We start from the raw sequence: 18,563 nt of genomic DNA on the forward strand, positions 1-18,563 counted from the left end.
CGCATGGCCCTGAATGGCCATCGCACCCAGATAATGGGCAGGTCGGCATGGCTTGTCCACCATGCCGCCCCGGAGCCGGTCCTGTCAGAACATCCCTCCCCCCAGACGGATTCCTTCGGTCGGACGGGCTTTGGCAAGATACGGCCCTCCTGCCAGGACCTCGACCGACACGAACAGCGGCTGTTTCCTGCCCGGATGCACCGGTAGCACGAGGCGGGCCGCCCCGTTTGTCCAGCGGCAGGGGGCAGCCTCCTGTACATCCCAGCCATCCTGCCGGGGTGCGGAGAGGAATTCCGTCACATTTTTCCGTTCTCCATCCTCCCAGAAGAGCTGTATCTGGCTGACAAGCACCCCGAGCCAGCGTCTGTCATCCACAAACGGACCGATGACATCACAGGGGCGGCTGACACGGGAGACAAGCAATATCTCGTTGCATCCTTCGGAAAGGCGGAACAGGTAACGCTGCCCCGCCTGCCGCACCAGCGGCAGGGTCTGACCGGAAGGAGTCAGGACGATCAGATCCGGCTCATCCACCAGCTCGCCCGGCTTCTCCATCCGGCCTCCAGACCGCCGCCGGATCGCCTCATGCAGGGGCTCCACAAATGTCCGGCTGACCCCCAGCGGAGCGGCGGCATCCGTCTCCCAACAGCCCCGGGCCCCTTCCGCCCACTGCCCCGCCTGGGAGACAAATCCCTGCCGGTTGCCCGTATCCAGGTAACTTTCTGTCAGGGCTCCATCCGCCTCGACAATGGCGTGCGGCTCTACGGCGAAATGCCAGTACTCGTACTCCTCAAGGCTCCGGTCATAGACAATGGAACTGCCGTTGACCAACATGCGGACCGGCACGAAGTGCCCTTCCAGCAGGAGGCAGTGCTCCGACGTCACCAGCATGTCCTTGTGGGGGATATTGGCCCCCAGGGCGCCACGACGGATGCGCACTGGCCAGCCAGCTTCATCATCTGGCAGAGCTGGCTGAACAGTCACACGGCCCTGGCCTACCCACTTTACCCGCCTGAAGCCCTGCGGCTGGCCATCCGGTGCAAAAACGGCCACGGCATCCCCCACCGTCAGCACCTCCACGGGCACGTCACCCGTCTCGGTCCGGATCAGGCTGCCAGCCAGATAGCAGGTGATGACACCATTCCTGCCATCATCATGACCGTTGTTGCGACTGAACGTATAGCCATACCCCGTGAGCCCACCCAAAAAATCCGTCTGCGGTTTGCCATTGACCCTCAGATTGAACGGGTCCCCTTCCAGCGTGGTCGTCCGTCCGACGTTGATGAGGCCCAGTGCGCTCACGCCATCACCAATCACGGTCTGGTTCGTCGAAGGCTTATAGACAGCTCCCACCGACTGGGTGTTGGGGAAATCCATGACAAAATTGGGCGGAATTCTGATTGTGGGATTGCCCTGCGCATCCACGAATTTCACGGGGAAATCGACACTCACGCCAAAGCCCTGTGGCTCTATCCGCAGCTCGCCAGCATTGGGGCCTACCGTGATGGTCGAGCCCAGCGAAGCACTGAGCAGGGTGGACTGGATAACCAGCCGCCCCCCATTCAGGGTCAGCCCGTTCACCACCCCGACATTGACCAGGCCACCCCCGACATAGGCCGTGGCCCCGCCCTGGACGGTAATGGTACAGTCTCCCCGCAACTGACCCAGGACCGATGACAGATCAACCTTCACCGGGTCATTGGGCGGTGTTTGATCTGTTCGGGTTACGACAATGGAAGAAATGGCCCCCAAGCCCACCAGGCTGGAAAGAGACCCGCTGCTGTAAACGGTAGCCGTTCCGGCTGACACCCTGACCAACGCCGTTGCCATAAGATAACCTGACCTTCATCATGTTCGACGACAGGGCCGCCTTAAGGCAACAGGGGTTAAAAAAAGATTACAGGCAAGCTCCTGTTGATCACATAATGTTGAAATAAACCATTTTCCGCTCTCATATTAACGGAATATTTACAGCAACCTTTTCCTGAAACACCCCAGAAAGAACTTAATCTGGGAAAGAATCTGTCACAGTAACCTGTTTTTCTTTAAAAAAGGGGAGGGAACAGCCCGCCGGCCAAGCCAGAGCCGGCAGGGCAGGCTGTTACCATTATTTCAGAACCAGCTCCTGATTCCGAACGTGAAACGGGCCTCACTTGCCCGCTCGCCTCGCTTCCGGGCCATGTGGCGTCCCTGGGTGAGGGGGGAATCATATGTAACAGCCACATAGGGAGCCATCTTGCGCCAGACCTCATACCGCAGGCGCAACCCGGTATCGATGTCCGACAGGCCTGATCCGACCTGTCGCCGGGGATCAGCCCGGCTATACAGATTCAGCTCCACCTGTGGCTGGAGAATCAGCCTGTTGGTCAGCAGGATGTCGTAAGACCCTTCAAACCGTCCCGCCACGCCACGGTCACTGAAATAACCGGTCGCCTGCACCTCAAACTGGTACAGGGCCAGTCCCTCCACACCAACCGCTCCCCAGGCACGGGTCGGACCACTGTCCAGGTCCAGCCGGAGCCCCCCCTGAAGGTTGAAATAGGTGGATATGGCCCGGCTGTAGAGCAGTTCCTGGTCTCCGTCACGGACCCTGCCTTTCGTCATGGTGCCTTCACTCTTCAGCCAGAGGCGGTTGTAGTCGCCACCATACCAGGCCTCCCCATCCCAACGGAGTGAAGACCGGCCACCCGCCTGGTAGCGCCCCTCAAACTCATCCAGCACACCATGGAACCAGCGGCCCATGTCCATGGCCTGCATATGATGGCCAATATCCACGACAGGGCCGGGGGCATCAACAGCCCTGTAAACGACATGCGGTGTTTTCTTCCGCACCTGGTGAGGCGCTGGCGAGGCTTTCTGCACAGCCGGAGGCGCCGTGGTCGGCATCTCCATGTCTGCCATGTCCGACATATCCATATCATCCATGGCCATTCCGGACATGTCATGAGCCATCGTCTGGCCCGGTCGGGCCGATCCAGCCATGTCATCCATGGCCTGGGCTGGCAGGGCCAGAAAGCAGGCGACAAGCCCCAGGGGCAGCATGTCTTTTCCCATCATGAGATGACCACCTCCCGGAACATGCCTGTCTGCATGTGATACATGAGATGGCAGTGATAAGCCCACACACCCGGCGCATCCGCCGTGACCAGAACACTCATGCGGGACCCCGGCTGTGAAATGACGGTATGTTTCAGGGGACGGTGCTGGTCATCCGCCCCATTTTCCAGCTCACTCCACAGGCCATGAAGGTGAAGGGGATGTTCCATCATCGTGTCATTGATGACCGTGAACCGGACCCGCTCACCACGGGCCAGATGGATCGGCCCGGATTCGGAATATTTCCGGCCATTGAACCCCCATATGTACCGTTCCATGTTGCCTGTGAGGTGCAGGATGATTTCTCGTGAAGGCGGTCGCTGGTCTGGCGGCGGACGCAACGCCACCAGATCACTGTAGGCCAGAACCCGACGGCCCGTTCCCTCCAGCCCATCTCCCGGACTGCCGACACGCTCCACCGGATGGGTGGCGATGTTCTGGTTTTCCACATTCAGGGGAGGCGGGCCGGGATCATCAATTTCATCCGCCGGAGTCCGCTCCACGGGAGGGGACATGGGCATGTCCACCATCGCCTTCATGCCCTTCATCATGGGCATGGCCATGCCCATGTCCCCCATCCCCCGCACGGGCCGGGGGTCCATGGGAGGGACAGGCACCAACAGGCCAGGGCGAGGTGTCAGCGTGCCACGGGCATGGCCGGTGCGGTCCTCGCTCTGGGCAAAGATCGTGTAAGGCTGTGCCTGCAACGGCGTCACCATCACGACATATGTTTCCCCTGGAGCAATGCGGAACTCATCCACCGGCACGGGCACGACAGGATTCCCGTCCGCCTCCACAACCTGCATCTCCAGCCCCGGGATGCGGACATCAAACAGCGTCATGGCCGCGGCATTGATGACCCGCAGGCAGACCCGCTCTCCCGGCCGGAACAGGCCGCTCCATCCCTGTGCCGGGGCCTCACCATTCATGAGATAGGTATAGATGGCACCGCTGACATCCGAGATGTCCGTGGCACTCATCCTCATGCGGGACCATTGCAGGCGACTCTTCAGAGCGGGTATCAGCCCTCCAGCCCGGCGGCTTTCCTCCGGCAGGGACGCAAGGCTGCGCTGCCGGAAATTGTAGTAATCATCCTGCATCTTGAGATTGTTGATGATCTGGCTGGCAGACACATCCGACCAATCCGACAGCAGGACCGTATGATCCCTGTCCGCCCTCGGCAGCAGCGAAGCAGCGGCTGGCTCGATAATCAGGGCACCATAGAGACCGGATGATTCCTGGTGACCCATATGGCTGTGATACCAGTATGTCCCACTCTGAAGGACCGGAAAGGAATAGGTGAACCGTCCGCCTGCCGGAATCCCGGCAAAACTCAACCCCGGAACACCATCCTGATCACTTGGCAGGCGGACACCATGCCAGTGCAGGGATGTTGGCTCATCCATGTGATTATAAACGTGGATGCGGACGTCCCGCCCTTCCTGCCAACGCAGAACCGGGCCGGGCATCTGGCCATTGACGCAATATCCTACTCCGGTGCGGCCTGCGATACGGACATTGCGGCGGGTGATGTGCAGGTCCATCTCCAGCGGGGGCACTGCCCCGGCCGTGGCGGCCGCAGCCCGGCCCAGCCCTGGAAGGGCCATGAGCGGCCCAGCTGCGCCCAGCCCGCCCAGAAACTGGCGGCGCAGCAAAACATGACGTGACATGACAAACTACCTGAAAAACGTGACACAGAAATGCCGCCCGGAAACAGGCAGCACAGAGACAGGTCAGACAGGCAGGATTGCTGGAGGGCGCCAGGGAAGCACGACAGCAGAACGCAGCAGCAGCCTGACATCGTGAAACGGGACCGCCCTCTGCCAGAGACCGGCCGGTTCCAGCCTCTGCCCCTCCGGCAACAGGCCGGCTTCACAGACAGCATGGTGACTCTGGCAGCAGGGAGCGATATCCTCTTCCATATCCGGCCGGGAAGAAACAGCCGCCTCCATCACCATGCCCCCCCCCGGCGGAACCATCACGGCATCAGGAGAAGCGATGTCACGGGCAGGCAGCAGCTGATGCGCAGGCGCGGACATCATCATGCCGTCCACCATGGCCATGGGCATGACAAAAGACGGCAGCTGCATCATCAGGTACAGCACCACTCCCATCATCATGCAAAAAAACCGCCCAACAGACATGAAATGCCTTTTCTCGCTCCGGAACGGACACCAGATCAGGAAGGTTCCTCCCCTGTGGGAAGACAGTCCCCCCTGCCATCCCTTATCATGAAACGGAATTTTTTATGAGCGAAACCCTCGTCCTCCCTCTCACCGGCCTGAAATGTGATGGCTGTGTCCGCTCTCTGACCCGTGCCCTTGAAGCCTCTCCAGCCATCGAGACGGCCACCGTCACGCTCGACCCGCCACAGGCACACATCATTTTCACTGGCCCCGCCCTCTCCAGGGAAGACTGTGCGCTCCTCATCCAGAAGGCCGGTTTCGGGACGGTCTGAAGAAAAAACCACCGGGGTCCATGGCCCCCGGTGGTTCTTCAATATCCATGTCACCGCCCTGGACAGGCGGTCATGTCATGGCGGATCAGAAAAGTCCGCCGCCCTTGGGCAACAGGCTGCCTGTCAGGAAGGCCTGCACCGCACCGTCGCGGTAGCCCTGCGTCCCGACATAACCACCGGACAGACCCAGCATTGCGCCCGTCAGGCCACCAACCGTCAGTCCCAGGATCACGCCGACAGCCTCGGCGATCACGCCGACACCGATGACACCGCCCGTACCGTTGGCACCACCATTGGCACCACCCGTGAGACCACCAACGGCTGCGCCGACGATACCATCCACGACGCCGCCAACGAGGCTGTCCGCAAAACCAAGCGAAGCGCGCACAGGAAAAAGACCAGTGCTGCTATTGCTGCTGCCTGAAGAAGCCGTCCCGTCGCGGTAGCCGAAAAGACCACCACCAGATACCGCGCCAAGCTCGTTAAAAGAAAGTTCACGCATCATCCAGAACCTTATCGAAATAACCCGCACCCAACAGCAGATGCGAGCGATACTTAAAAGCAATTAAATTATGTTATAATTATGGTCTAACACTGTAATAATTTTTTTTTATACAATTTTACCGCTTTTCATACTATTTTTCTTCTTTGTTCACGTTTTTTTCAAAAAAATAGTACAAGAATACTCCCGGTTCATATCATAATGAACCACATTCTTTCTTTTTGAGGTACACAATGCGTGAATTGAGCGTTGCGGAACTGGATTCCGTTTCTGGTGGCGGCTTCCTGGGTAACCTTCTTGGTTTTGGCAACAATCAGGCTGCCAATCAGGCAGCTGGCCGCGGTACATCTTCCGGTCTCGGTGACTCCATCATCGGTGCTATTGCCGGGGCTGCCATTGGCGCAAACAGCGGTATGATCATCGGCGGTATCCATGGTGGTGACGGCGGTGGCGTTCTGGGCATTGGATCTATCGGTCAGGCTGTTGGTCTGATCGTTCCGACGATCATGGGGGCTATCGACGGTGGTATCCTTGGTGCGATCTATGGCTTCAGCAATGGCCAGACATGGATCAACCAGCTTATCCAGGGCACGGCCAATGGTACAATTGGCCAGGGTCCGAATGCAGCAGCAATCCGGATCTGATACCAAGTCTTCATCAATGTATCCTTGAAGTCTGAGGAACACCCGTCAAGCCTCCCGGGCTTGGCGGGTGTTTTTTATGACGCCCGCCACATTATGTCTGCAAAAGTAACTCACACTCCTCTCTCCATATCCAAGGTTCTTATTAGATCGTTCTGATGATCTGCAGACACTCCGGACGCAGATTCCTAAAAGAACGCGGCCATATTTTGCAATTGATCGCACCTCCCCTCACCAAAGACCAAAAACACAAATAACTTTATCCGCAATAATAAAAAGCGCCTGCCGACATGTGATCATGTCCAATCATCCATCCCCCCCTCCTGCTTCCCCCGGAACCAGCATCAGTCCGGGCTGGGGCTTGGCAGACCGGTCACGATGGCCGACGTTTCTTTCGCCAGAGTGTCCACGATCTCCTGCGGCAACCCCATGGCAAAAATCCTGTCTGCCCTCTCTGCCGTGCCAGGGCGATGCGTCACGATCACCCTCGTGATGGGCAGTTCATTCAGAACCGCCTCCACAGCCTGCTCGGAAGCAGGATCAAGGTTGCTGGTCGCTTCATCAAGGAAAAGGATGCGAGGGGCCTGATACAGCGCCCGGGCCAGAATCAGGCGCTGCCTCTGCCCACCAGAAAGCGTGCTGCCCATCTCGCCCACAATGGTTTCAAAGGTCATCGGCATTCGCTGGATGTCCTCATATATCTGTGCATTCCTTGCACAGTCGGCCACCCATTCCATATCCATCTCATCGTCAAAGCCGGAAATATTTTCCGCAATGCTGCCAGAGAAAAGAATGTCATCCTGAAGAACACCGGCAATCCGGGCGCGGTAAGCGTCCCTGTTGGCGGCCTTCAGCTCCATGCCTTTCCAGAATATCTGGCCCTCTTCCGGCTGGATGAGCCCCATCAGCAGCCCCAGGAGGGTGGATTTGCCACAGCCGGACGGACCGATGATCGCCAGGCTCTCTCCGGGATGGACCTTGAGATTCAGGTTGCGGAAAACCCACGCATCTTCCTTGCCATACCGGTAGCCAAGATTGCGACATTCCAGCATGGGAATGTCCGGATTCTCCATGCCGTCATCATCGGAAACACCCGCCGTTTCGCCCAGCGGACTGTCTGCCTCGGTTCCTTCAGCCTCGGCCAGAGCAATGTCGGACAGACGGTCACACTGGACCTTGAGGTTCTTGATCTTGAACACGACGCTGATCAGATTGCCCACCCGGCCACAGAACTGGTCACGATAGCTCATGAAGGCCATGAGCATACCGATGGACATGGCACCGGACATCACCATCCTGGCCCCCAGCACAAGGGTTGCCACCTTGTCCAGAGCGACCAGGAATTCCTGTGCACGGGCAAAAATGAGATCATACCGCTGGATACGCAGCCCGGCATTGATATTGTCAATCATCCGGTTGGTCCAGACAACCGTCCGGCGCCGCTGCAACCCCATCAACTTGATGCTGCGGATACCCCGCAGGGTTTCAATGAAATGCCCCTGCTGTGCAGCCGAATGAACCAGCGATTCCTCGGTCATTTCCTTGTACGGACCATACTGGATGAACCGCACGACCAGATCCACCAGCACGGTGATGGTCACCAGCGCTGCCAGCCATTTGCCGTACATGATGATCATCACCAGCATACCGATAGCCATGATGCCATCCAGAATGCTCTGCACCAGATCCGTCGTGAAGGTATGCTGGATGGCCCCGAGACTGCCAAAGCGGGACATGATGTCACCGGCCCCACGCTTGGCAAAAAAGTCCTGCGGAAGGCTGAGCAGGTGGGTGAACAGGCTGACATTCCACTGCAGGGAAATGCGGGTGGAGAAAATCATCACCAGCCATGTGCGGAAGGTAGAGATCACACCCTGCACGATGACGAGAATGAGCATCCCGGCAGCGATGGTCCAGAGAAGGGACTTGTCCCCCGTTGTCAGCACTTCATCAATGACGACCTGCCCCAGCATGGGGTTGATCAGGGCCAGGACTTCCAGCCCCAGGGACAGCCCTCCAAGGGTCCAGAGGACCGTCTTCAGCCCCACGATGTGGCGGAACATGTCCCCCACCTTCAACAGACGGCGGTCATCCTTCTTCTCGAACTTCGTCTCAGGCGTCAGCTCCAGCGCCACACCCGTAAAGTGGCGGGACACTTCCTCAAGGGATATCTTCCGTTCACCACGGGCCGGGTCATTGATGACGATACCGGTATCCGTCACCTTCGTCATGACAACGAAATGATTGAAGTCCCAGTGCAGGATGCAGGGACGGGCCAGCTTGCCAAGGTCGTCCAGCTCCAGCCGGACAGGCCGGCAGTGCAGCCCGTAACGTCCGGCAATTGTCATCAGGGCCCGCAGGTTGAGCCCCGTACCGGAGACAGACGTCTCCCGCCTGATGGAAACAAGGTCAACCAGCCGCCCATAATGGCACAGCACCATGGCCAGACAGGCCAGTCCGCACTCTGCAATTTCTGTCTGAAGGATGACGGGAACCTTACGCCGGAAACCAGTATGGATAGTATGGAGATTCACGGCGTCCCCTTCGTGTCATTCTGTCTGGATGGAGCAGGTGAGGGCGTATCCGGCTGGGCGGCACTATCGGCCAGGGACCGTGCCGGTGCACCACCACCCGATATGGAGCGGACCGTATCCACCATGGATACGACCGGGTCGAGCAGCCACTGGTAGAGTTTGCGCTGGTCGATGGCGATTTCGGCATCCACGGCCATGCCGGGCTTCAGTTTTTCATGCTTGCCATAAGCAATGACGAATTCCTGGTTCGGACGGACACGGATACGGTACACATCCGCCCCCGGCTGGGGCGCAGAAGCACTGCCACCCTGCTGCCCTGTCCGGGCAGCGTAGTTGCTCCGCTCCGGCAGAGGCGCCTTGGTAACCTCCACCACTTCGCCCTCATAAAGACCAAAACGCTGGTACGGATAGGCAGCATATTTCAGCAGAACATGCTGCCCGGGTCGAACAAACCCTATGGCCTGGCTGTTCACGTAAAGTTCTGCCTGCAGGGTCGCCCTGTCGGGCAGGATGCTCAGCAGGGACTGCCCCGGATTGACACGCTGGCCTACAACCGTGCGGATACCATCAACCGTACCGCTCACACGGGCATTGATGACCCCCATGCTCTGCCCATGCGCCTGGATGAGCTGCCTCTGCACATCCGAAAGGCGGACAGCGAGATCATTCATGTCCTCGGCCACCTTGTACTGGTGCCGGTTGATCCGGTACTGAAGATCCGCCATATGCCCGTTCATCTCAACCAGCGTCCGCAATGTCTGGGACTGCGTGTCCATGAACTGCACATAGCTGAACAGCTGACTCTGAAACTGCGTTTCCGTCACGAGGTGGCGGTCCATGGCTGTCCGCATCTCATTCATGGCCCGCTCGATCAACGGCAGGGACTTCTTGTCCCGTCCTGACTGCTCCTGCAACATGCCATACTGCTGACGCAGGGACTCCAGCTCATCCTTCAGGGAGGAGAGCTCCACGGGCGCATCAGCAGCGAGCAGATTCTGGCGATGTTCCAGCAGGTCCTTCTGTCGGCGCAGCCCTTCGACAAGCTGTTGCCCGGTGGCCCCATCCTCCGACCAGCTGGAAACATCCACGCTGAAGAGCCGTTCCCCCGCCGCAACATGATCGCCCTCATGAATGTGGATGGCCGCAACGACACCACCCTGATCTGCCTCCGCAACGACCAGCCCCTCTGGTGGCAGCATGACACCATTGGCATGGATGCGCCGCGTATAAGACCCGAAAAAAACGTAAATCCCCACACAGATAACGAGCGCCACCGTACAGAGCGCTGCAATTTTACCCGAGAGAGGCTCGATCAACTGGACGGAGCCGATCCACGCCTCCTGCCGCCATTTCAGGGCCTCCCCCCTGAAAAGCGGGCTTGCTGAGTCTTCCGCCATACACCACACAGTACAGTTAAACAAAACGATAAGGAAATATTAATAATTTTCAGGAATAATACTATAGTGGTCCACAAAACAAGCAAGTCGTTAAATGGCTAATGCTTTATTAATTTAGGGTTAATGACTTATGTATCTTTTCTTTTGCTTGCCAGAGAAAAGACACGCCTTTCGTCTGATAGCGTCCATCGGGCTCTTTTCGCCGCTTCCTGCCATGGCGGCAGACCCGGACCCTGCTCCTGCGCCCGTCACGCATCTCTCCCTGCCGGAAGCCATGGCCATTGCCTATCGCTCCAACCCGCAGATACTCCGTGAGCAGGCCATATTGCGGCAGACTGATGAATCCATGCCGGAGGCCCTGTCCGGATGGCGGCCCACCGTGAGCGGAAGTGCGACCGCCAACTACAACGAGTCCAACTACGTCACCTTCCCGTATGGCGGGAGCTTCCGGTACAATCAGAAATTCAGGGCCCCCGGCTATGCAGCGGGCGTGACCATCACCGAGCCCATCTTCCGCGGAGGCAAGACATGGGCTTCCATGCACAAGGCCCGCAGCTCCATCCTCGGGGAACGGGCACACCTTGTGGACATCGAGCAGCAGCTCTTCGTCAATGTTGTTTCCGCCTATGTTGCCGTCACACAGGCCCGGGCCCTGCTGACCCTGACACGGGAAAATGAACACACGCTGGAAGGGCAGGTCCAGCTGACTACACGACAGCTTGCCCTGAACCAGGCCACCCGCACCGATGCCCTCCAGGCGGAATCACAGTTTGAGGCAGCACAGGCCTCCACCCGTCAGGCCGAGGGACAGGTCCGCGTGGCAGAGGCAACGTTCCAGCGTGTCATAGGTATCATTCCGCCAGAGAAACTGTCTCCAGCGGAGCGGCTTCCGTCCCCTTTCGTTTCGGAGGCGCAAATAAACCAGCTGGCCATCAATGACCTTCCCCAGGTCATGCAGGCCCAGTACCAGCTGGAATCAGCAAAACATGATGTCCGGCTGGCCATCGCCGACCTGCTGCCCCAGATATCCGCCCAGGCCTCCTACCAGAGGCAGGTGAACCAGGGGAACGGCAAATTCTCGGAAGACGCCACAGCCGTGATGCTTCAGGCCTCTCTTCCGCTCTATCAGGGCGGTGCGGAATATGCCCGCATCCGTGCCGCCAAGCAGGCCGTTGATGCAGCTCTCCACAATCTGGCCGAACAGCGGCGTGAGGCCCGCGAAAATGCCATGAGCGCCTGGCAGAAACTGACAGCCGACAGCGACCAGCTCGCCCGCAACCAGAAAGCCGTCGCCACCGGTGTGGAGGCCCTCCATGCCATCCAGCAGCAGGAACTGCTGGGCGTACGGACCACCTTTGAAGTTCTCCAGCAGCAGGAACTGCTCTTCGACCAGCAGAAAACCCTCGTCCAGAATGCAGCCAACCTGATTGAGGATTCCTACCATCTGGCCGCTGCGACAGGCCATCTGACAGCCAAAGAGCTCAACCTGCACGTCTCCCTGTATGACCCGCGCGCCCATTACCATCAGGTGAAATGGAAACTCATCGGAATGGAGTAAGTCTCCTCCCCCAGACATGGCAGACACGCTGCTTTCCTTTCATTCTGCACTGGCCCTGCCCCGGCAAACAGGGCAGAATGAAGAGCCATGCAGCCAAAGCCTGATCCTACCCTCACCCCGGTTTCTTCCCCCGTCACTCCTGCCGGGGGCAAGGAGTCCCCCTGCGCCCGGCAGAGAGCCAGACGGGCCAGATTCGTACATGGCAGCATCATGCGCCATGTCGTCACCATGGCCGGGACAGGCGCCATCGGGCTGATGGCCGTCTTTTTCGTGGACCTGCTCAATTTCTTCTACATCTCACACCTGCATGACCCGACGCTGACAGCGGCCATCGCCTTCGCCACCTCTCTGGGGTTCGTGCAGGTGGCCGTCTCTCTGGGCATGTCCATCGGGCTGGGAGCCAGCACCGGCCGGCTTATCGGGGCCTGCCGCCATTTCCGGGCCAGACGGCAGGCTTCCGCCTTTCTGGTGCTCATGCTCGCTGTCACCAGCACGCTGGGATTGATCACGGCCTTTCTGGCCCGCCCCCTGCTGGCCCTGCTCGGCGCCCATGGTGCAGCGCTGGAACACGCCACGCATTTTCTCTACATCACCTCCCCCGCCCTGCCGCTGGTCTGCCTCGGCATGGCTCTCTCCTCCCTGCTGCGGGCCGTGGGGGATGCCAGAAGTGCCATGCGGGTCACCCTGACAGGGGCCGCCTGCACGGTCATCGTGGACCCCATCCTGATCTTTGGCCTGCATCTGGGGCTGGAAGGGGCGGCCATCAGCACGGTCCTGTCCCGCTGTGTCATCTCTCTCAGCGGGTTCCTCAATCTCCGGGGGCATGACATGCTGGAGCGTCCCCGCCTGAGGACGATCCCCAATGCCAGCCGGGCCATAGGGGCCATCGCCCTGCCCGCCATCGGCACCAACATGGCCACCCCTATCGGAAATCTCATCGTCACGCACGCCATGTCCCGTTTCGGGCTGGAGGCCGTCTCCGGGCAGGCCGTGGTGGACCGCATGGTGCCGGTCGCCTTTGCCTTCGTCTTTGCCCTGACAGGCTCCGTCGGCCCCATCATGGCCCAGAATCTGGGAGCACGGCAGCCGGACCGGGTGAAAGAGACCTTTCTCTGCGCCCTCAAGCTCACGGCCCTCTGTGTCGGGCTGGACTGGCTGGTCTTTGCCCTTGGCGAGCCGCTGATCCTCCAGATATTCCATGTCCAGGGCACGGGGGTGGAGCTGGTACGGCTCTTCTGCCACTGGGCCGTGGCCAGCTACATGTTTGTCGGGCTGCTCTTCGTCTCCAACACGGCTTTCAACAATCTGGGGCACCCCCTCTACTCCACAGCTTTCAACTGGAGCAGGGCCACAGTAGGGACCATTCCCTTCATAGCCATCGGCATCCATTACGGGCCAAAAGGGGTGATGATCGGTCAGGCCCTGGGCGTCACGCTTATCGGCTCACTGGCCCTTGTCGCTGCCCTCACCGTCATCCACCGCCTCGGCCAGACGCTGCCCCGATAGCGAACACTCCGCATCAAGTTCCAAAATTTTCACAAAGAACATCTAGTTCACCTGCTATGATCCACTTATTATTAGTATAAAATTAAGTTATTTGACTACAAAGAAACCTGATGACAATATAAGGGTCCAGATATTTTCATTAGGAAAATTTTAAAAATCATCCCACATAATGAACTTGTTTTAAATCAAAAGGCAAAACCACAAAAAAATACTTTTAAAGATAATCCCTTGATTATATCCTCACGAGGAGAGCCCAAGATACAATCATATCTGACATAAACGGGGGAATTCCTATGACATCGTCTCACCCAAGCAATTCAGAACCAAAATATGGCAACATTGCCGTATCTAGAGTGAAAAACTATATAAATACAAACATAAAACCCGAAATAACTGAAATATGCAAAAACGATGAACAAAAAGCTCTCTCTATTGGCCTAACGGCAATATGCTTGCAAGAAATGACAGGAAGAGATGTTTCCTTCTGTAAGAAGTATATCATCGATGGAGGAAAGGATAATGGAATAGATGGAATTTACTACAACAAATCAGAAAATAAATTAAATTTTATACAATCAAAGTGGTCAAACAATGGCAAAAAACTATTAGTCCAAGTGATATATCAGAATTGATACTAGGAATCGGATATATACTAAATCTTGACTTTACCAAATTCAATGAAAGACTTAACTGCATCTCGTCTGAGGTAAGCGACTGGATTAGAAACGATCCATATGTTAATATAATAATCGTAATGAACACTGATAACAAAATTCATGATGATTGTCTCTACCGTCTAAATGAATACATAAAAGACAACCGTGTTGAAGATGATGAATCATTAGTTCAATATGAAATTTACGGTTTTAACCGCATCTTACGGTCCGTAAAAGTCCTCAAATCAGGAGGGAAAACTAATACTGAAATATCCTTACTTGATTGGGGGGAACATACAAAACCTTTTTATTCTATATATGGGAAAATTTGTTGTGCTGATCTAGTAAAAATTTACAGTAGCTATGGAGAAAATCTTTTTTCAGAGAATATTCGAGGCTCACTAACGAGTGATATCAACTCTTCCATCAAAGATTCCCTCGACAGAAATCCAGAATCTTTCTGGTATCTCAACAATGGAGTTACTGCCATAGCAGATAAAATTAATAAAAAACCAATCGGCTTAGGGCACAGAAATAAATCTGGCTATTGGGATATTGAAAATCTTAAAATCGTCAATGGAGCACAAACTACGAATTCCGTTTATCTATTTTCAAAGCAAAATAATTCTGAAAAAAAATTAGAAGAAGCATATGTTTCTATAAAAATAATATCCCTAAAAGATGCCCCTGATGATTTTTCATCAAAAATCACGATAGCTTCCAATACTCAGAATAAAATAGAGTCAAGCGACTTCATCTCTATAGACCCCAAACAAGAAATAATTGAAGAAAAATTCAAATCAATTGGGAAAAAGTACATATACAAAAGAGGAAGCAGAGACGAAGAAAATAGCATTCAATCACAACAACTAGCTCTAACTCTTGCTCTAAGAAGTACCAACATGGCTGATGTAGTACAAGCAAAAAGAAATTTTGGATCATTAACTGATCCTAATAGTGCTTATTATAAGAGACTTTTTTCGGAAGATTTTGATGCCCGAGAAGTTCTTAATGATATTGAAAATGTGAGCAACTTAATGAAAATTGAAGAAGAATTGAAAAAATCAATATCTAGCCCAAGAGAAAAAAATTACTACTCCCATGCAAATAGATTTCTAGAACATATCTGCCTAATGCACAATATAAGAGATAAAAATGTTATCTCAAACTTAATGAATTTGATAAAAAATAATATAGATGAAGAATTTGGGAAAGAATGTTACCTAGCAGTTTTGTTCAAAAATACAAAAAAATGTAATGTTCTTAAAGATAAAATAATACCTCAATTAAAATCTTTGCTTTAATCCATACTTCTTAGCATGTCATATCTACATATAACATGCTAAGAAGTACATTTTACGTCCCTCGATACAACTTAATTTTATTATTTATTAATAAATACGTCCCGGTAGAAAGCCAGCTCCCGGGCAAGGGAATCCGCAATCACCCCGGCATCCCGGAAGCCGTGCCCTTCACCCGGATAGACATGCAGCGACGAGGCCGGAAGCTGCTTCTGCAAAGCCTGCCCCTGAGACAGCGGCACGACACAGTCTGCATCCCCATGAAGGAACAGGACGGGAGCCGTGATCTTCTCCGGCCATGACAGGGGAGACCGGGCCAGATACACGGCCTCCTCCTCCGGCCACGGCGCCACGAGACCATCCAGATACCGGGCCTCGAAACGGTGCGTCTCCTCGGCCAGTGCCCGAAGGTCCGTCACGCCATAGAGCGATGTGCCCGCCACGAACAGGTCGGACCGGGCCAGAGCGGAAAGGACCGTCAGCCCCCCGGCACTGCTGCCCCGGATGACACAGCGTTGCGGGTCCACCAGCCCCTGCTCGATCACCCCCTGAACGGCCCGGCAGCAGTCCTGCACGTCCAGCACGCCCCACTGGCCATTCAGTGCCGCCCGATAGGCCCGGCCAAAACCGGTGGACCCACGATAATTGACATCCAGCACCGCAAAGCCCCGGGATGTCCACCACTGGACCTTGAAGGACAGGTCCGTCCGGGCCTGCCCGGTCGGACCTCCATGAACGATCACCACAAGAGGGGGCTTTCCCGCCACCTTTTCACAGTGCGGCCCCCGGGCGGGAGGGTAGAACTGGGCATGGAGCGGCCCCGGCCCGTTCTCCACGGGAAAGGACAGCGTCTCCGGCAGGGCGATGTCCGCCGCGACCACATGAGGCGGCATCTCCCAGGCCCTGCGGATGATCTCCCGGTCTTCCGCAGCTCCGTCCAGCGTGCCGAGCATCAGGGCAGGGGGACCATCCGGCGGGCTGTTCAGCCATGCAAAGCGTGAGCCTCCCTCCAGCGGCACGGGAACATCATCCGGCACGGCCCCTGCCAGCACGTCCCGCCAGCCTGAAGCCGGTTCATGCAGCAGGGTTACCGGCACGCCCTGCCGCACGCCACGGGCCAGCAGCCGTCCCCCCGGCAGGGCCGCACAGCAGGACTGCCCGAACACCCAGGCAGGCAGCCCCACCTCGGCCGGAGCCGGGGGCAGGGGACAGGCCCGCCATGCCGTGCCGCCCCCGGTGATGTCTTCCGGCTCGAAAGCAACCGGCGTCCAGTGCCGGTCAGACTCAGGCGAGGCACCAGCCGGAGCGGCATCGGACAGCGCATGAAGCCGCCGCCCATCCCAGAACGGCCCCATGACGCTACAGTCCTGCCCCGTTCCACCAGTCAGGCAGACCGTCCCGCCCGCACCGGACAGGTCCGTCACATACAGGCCCGTTTCCGTCCACGGCATATGCGGATTCTGCCATGCGATGAAGGCCAGAAACCGCCCATCAGGTGAAAGCCGGGGCGACATGTAAAAATCCGCCCCACTCTGGAGGGAGTGGAGCCGCCCCTGTGCATCAACCTCCACAAGGTCGGCCTTTTCCTCCCCGGAGGACGTTTCCACTTCCCGCACGCAGACGAGCCGTCCGTCCTGAAGGGACAGGTCCGCATAACGGCATGTCACGCCATCATCACCGGCAGCCGGGCAGAGCGGTTGGGCGGCCTGACCGTTGCGGCTCCGCCAGAGGCCACCCTGCCTGCTGTCGCTGAACAGCACGACCATGTCCGACCCATGACGTTCCGCAGCCCAGGCCCCACCACCATAGACATGCATGTCCGTACCCACCTGGGCCTCTGGTGGGGTGAGATCGTGCAGGGTGCCATCCGGCGCACGCCCAACCACGACACTGCGGCCCTGTTCATCCGGCCGCCGCTCCAGCCAGAGCACCCATCCCGCCACGGCCCTGATCTCCGACAGGCTGCGTGTCCGGCGTGTCATCAGCTCGGGCGTGACCCAGGGCAGGGAAGGGGCTGCTGTCATGATGTCTCTCCTGCAAAAAACGTTCTTGCCTTATTTCTGCCTACCCCAGTAATCTGACAGGAGAAAGCACTGGCAGGCCGTTGCTGGACCGGGTTTCTTCTGACTGGACTTGGTGCGGCGCAGTGCCCCCTTTCTAGAGGAAGCCCATCCCCTGATACAGCATCTCTCCGCCTTTCTTGAGCATCTCCCCCCGCTTTATGCCTATCTGACACTAGGGTTTATCATTCTGCTGGAAAGCACGGGGATTCCCCTGCCAGCCGAGAGCCTGCTCATCTTCGCCTCCCTCTATGCCTCCCACACGCACCACTTCACACCGGAGGGGCTGATCATCGCCGCTGTCAGCGGGGCCATCATCGGGGACAATGTCGGATACCTCATCGGCCATCAGCTCGGTTATCATCTGCTGGAAAAACACGGGCGCAAAATCGGCCTGCACAAGGACCGCCTCACCCTTGGCCGCTATCTCTTCCGCCGGTTTGGCGGAGCGGGCGTGCTGCTGGGCCGTTTCATCGCTTTCCTGCGCATTCTCATCGCCCTCCTCGCCGGGGCCTCCCGGATGCCCTGGCTGCCCTTCTCAATTTACAATGCCCTTGGCGGGCTGCTCTGGGGAACATGCTATGTTCTCGTCCCCTACGAACTGGGCAGCCAGATCGACAGCTTTACGGGGCCTCTCGGCATCGGGCTTGCCGTTGTCATGCTGGCAGTGCTGGGCGGGTCGTTCCTTTTTCTCCGCCACCACGAACATGCCCTCATCAGGAAAGCCCTTGCCGATGAGAAACGGCGTGAGGCCAGAAAGAAACGGGCGCATCAGCACTGATCGGGCAGGAGACGTTTCCTGCCCGTGACCATCGTGGGTCTCCTGCCGCTTTGCACTGTCTTCTGCCTGAAGA

General features: G+C 57.1%; 15 protein-coding genes. 7 read left to right on the forward strand and 8 right to left on the reverse strand.

The genetic code is table 11. The features are described 5' to 3' along the window. Window positions 1-84 precede the first annotated feature (84 nt). From ASO19_RS06840 to ASO19_RS06855, 4 genes are all read right to left on the reverse strand, one after another. Complete coding sequence (locus ASO19_RS06840) at window positions 85-1,830, reverse strand: Hint domain-containing protein (RefSeq protein WP_103765662.1); 1,746 nt, start codon at window positions 1,828-1,830, stop codon at window positions 85-87. A 282-nt stretch (window positions 1,831-2,112) separates the two neighbouring features. Next, complete coding sequence (locus tag ASO19_RS06845) at window positions 2,113-2,886, reverse strand: copper resistance protein B (RefSeq protein ID WP_373364557.1); 774 nt, start codon at window positions 2,884-2,886, stop codon at window positions 2,113-2,115. Window positions 2,887-3,053: 167 nt separating this feature from the next. Continuing rightward, a complete protein-coding gene (locus ASO19_RS06850) occupies window positions 3,054-4,766 on the reverse strand; it encodes a copper resistance system multicopper oxidase (RefSeq protein ID WP_103765663.1) in 1,713 nt (570 codons plus the stop codon). Between the two features lie 63 nt (window positions 4,767-4,829). Then, window positions 4,830-5,216, reverse strand: coding sequence for a hypothetical protein (locus ASO19_RS06855; protein ID WP_146046927.1), 387 nt, complete (start codon window positions 5,214-5,216; stop codon window positions 4,830-4,832). Window positions 5,217-5,344: 128 nt separating this feature from the next. Between ASO19_RS06855 and ASO19_RS06860 the strand changes: the two genes are divergently transcribed. Continuing rightward, window positions 5,345-5,554, forward strand: coding sequence for a heavy-metal-associated domain-containing protein (locus ASO19_RS06860; RefSeq protein WP_043559101.1), 210 nt, complete (start codon window positions 5,345-5,347; stop codon window positions 5,552-5,554). 85 nt (window positions 5,555-5,639) lie between these two features. Here ASO19_RS06860 and ASO19_RS06865 read toward each other — a convergent pair whose 3' ends face one another. Further along, complete coding sequence (locus ASO19_RS06865; RefSeq protein ID WP_043559103.1) at window positions 5,640-6,059, reverse strand: hypothetical protein; 420 nt, start codon at window positions 6,057-6,059, stop codon at window positions 5,640-5,642. 230 nt (window positions 6,060-6,289) lie between these two features. On the opposite strand from ASO19_RS06865, the gene ASO19_RS06870 reads away from it, so the two are divergent. Then, on the forward strand, window positions 6,290-6,700 hold the full coding sequence (locus ASO19_RS06870; RefSeq protein WP_052348975.1) for a hypothetical protein: 411 nt from the start codon (window positions 6,290-6,292) through the stop codon (window positions 6,698-6,700). 341 nt (window positions 6,701-7,041) lie between these two features. Here ASO19_RS06870 and ASO19_RS06875 read toward each other — a convergent pair whose 3' ends face one another. Further along, entirely contained in the window at window positions 7,042-9,231 is a 2,190-nt protein-coding gene (locus ASO19_RS06875) for a peptidase domain-containing ABC transporter (RefSeq protein ID WP_103765666.1), read from the reverse strand. Next, window positions 9,228-10,628: an HlyD family efflux transporter periplasmic adaptor subunit gene (locus tag ASO19_RS06880; RefSeq protein WP_081562429.1), complete on the reverse strand. Its 1,401-nt coding sequence runs from the start codon at window positions 10,626-10,628 to the stop codon at window positions 9,228-9,230. The genes ASO19_RS06875 and ASO19_RS06880 overlap by 4 nt, the downstream gene beginning before the upstream one ends. Window positions 10,629-10,842: 214 nt before the next feature. On the opposite strand from ASO19_RS06880, the gene ASO19_RS06885 reads away from it, so the two are divergent. The 4 genes from ASO19_RS06885 (at window position 10,843) to ASO19_RS06895 (ending at window position 15,652) form a co-directional block, all read left to right on the forward strand. Then, on the forward strand, window positions 10,843-12,186 hold the full coding sequence (locus tag ASO19_RS06885; RefSeq protein ID WP_043559475.1) for a TolC family outer membrane protein: 1,344 nt from the start codon (window positions 10,843-10,845) through the stop codon (window positions 12,184-12,186). An 87-nt stretch (window positions 12,187-12,273) separates the two neighbouring features. Next, the gene (locus ASO19_RS06890; protein WP_258036037.1) at window positions 12,274-13,692 is read left to right on the forward strand and encodes an MATE family efflux transporter; all 1,419 of its coding nucleotides are present in this window, start codon (window positions 12,274-12,276) and stop codon (window positions 13,690-13,692) included. Window positions 13,693-13,985: 293 nt separating this feature from the next. After that, the gene (locus ASO19_RS09075; protein ID WP_146046928.1) at window positions 13,986-14,324 is read left to right on the forward strand and encodes a hypothetical protein; all 339 of its coding nucleotides are present in this window, start codon (window positions 13,986-13,988) and stop codon (window positions 14,322-14,324) included. Between the two features lie 122 nt (window positions 14,325-14,446). Then, complete coding sequence (locus ASO19_RS06895) at window positions 14,447-15,652, forward strand: AIPR family protein (RefSeq protein ID WP_103765667.1); 1,206 nt, start codon at window positions 14,447-14,449, stop codon at window positions 15,650-15,652. A gap of 80 nt (window positions 15,653-15,732) precedes the next feature. Here ASO19_RS06895 and ASO19_RS06900 read toward each other — a convergent pair whose 3' ends face one another. After that, window positions 15,733-17,673, reverse strand: coding sequence for a S9 family peptidase (locus ASO19_RS06900; protein ID WP_103765668.1), 1,941 nt, complete (start codon window positions 17,671-17,673; stop codon window positions 15,733-15,735). Between the two features lie 112 nt (window positions 17,674-17,785). On the opposite strand from ASO19_RS06900, the gene ASO19_RS06905 reads away from it, so the two are divergent. Further along, window positions 17,786-18,490, forward strand: a complete 705-nt coding sequence (locus ASO19_RS06905; protein ID WP_227449746.1) for a DedA family protein — start codon at window positions 17,786-17,788, stop codon at window positions 18,488-18,490. Window positions 18,491-18,563: the final 73 nt, after the last annotated feature.

It is taken from the genome of Parasaccharibacter apium (assembly GCF_002917995.1).
Taxonomy (GTDB): domain Bacteria; phylum Pseudomonadota; class Alphaproteobacteria; order Acetobacterales; family Acetobacteraceae; genus Bombella; species Bombella apis.

Bases quoted from the DNA above. Each gene is read 5' to 3' on its own strand.
- ASO19_RS06860 (WP_043559101.1), top strand. From the start codon at position 5,345: ATGAGCGAAACCCTCGTCCTCCCTCTCACCGGCCTGAAATGTGATGGC.
- ASO19_RS06880 (WP_081562429.1), bottom strand. From the start codon at position 10,628: ATGGCGGAAGACTCAGCAAGCCCGCTTTTCAGGGGGGAGGCCCTGAAA.
- ASO19_RS06855 (WP_146046927.1), bottom strand. From the start codon at position 5,216: ATGATGATGGGAGTGGTGCTGTACCTGATGATGCAGCTGCCGTCTTTT.
- ASO19_RS06840 (WP_103765662.1), bottom strand. From the start codon at position 1,830: ATGGCAACGGCGTTGGTCAGGGTGTCAGCCGGAACGGCTACCGTTTAC.
- ASO19_RS09075 (WP_146046928.1), top strand. From the start codon at position 13,986: ATGACATCGTCTCACCCAAGCAATTCAGAACCAAAATATGGCAACATT.
- ASO19_RS06885 (WP_043559475.1), top strand. From the start codon at position 10,843: ATGGCGGCAGACCCGGACCCTGCTCCTGCGCCCGTCACGCATCTCTCC.
- ASO19_RS06850 (WP_103765663.1), bottom strand. From the start codon at position 4,766: ATGTCACGTCATGTTTTGCTGCGCCGCCAGTTTCTGGGCGGGCTGGGC.
- ASO19_RS06895 (WP_103765667.1), top strand. From the start codon at position 14,447: ATGAACACTGATAACAAAATTCATGATGATTGTCTCTACCGTCTAAAT.
- ASO19_RS06845 (WP_373364557.1), bottom strand. From the start codon at position 2,886: ATGCCGACCACGGCGCCTCCGGCTGTGCAGAAAGCCTCGCCAGCGCCT.
- ASO19_RS06870 (WP_052348975.1), top strand. From the start codon at position 6,290: ATGCGTGAATTGAGCGTTGCGGAACTGGATTCCGTTTCTGGTGGCGGC.
- ASO19_RS06900 (WP_103765668.1), bottom strand. From the start codon at position 17,673: ATGACAGCAGCCCCTTCCCTGCCCTGGGTCACGCCCGAGCTGATGACA.
- ASO19_RS06865 (WP_043559103.1), bottom strand. From the start codon at position 6,059: ATGATGCGTGAACTTTCTTTTAACGAGCTTGGCGCGGTATCTGGTGGT.
- ASO19_RS06890 (WP_258036037.1), top strand. From the start codon at position 12,274: ATGCAGCCAAAGCCTGATCCTACCCTCACCCCGGTTTCTTCCCCCGTC.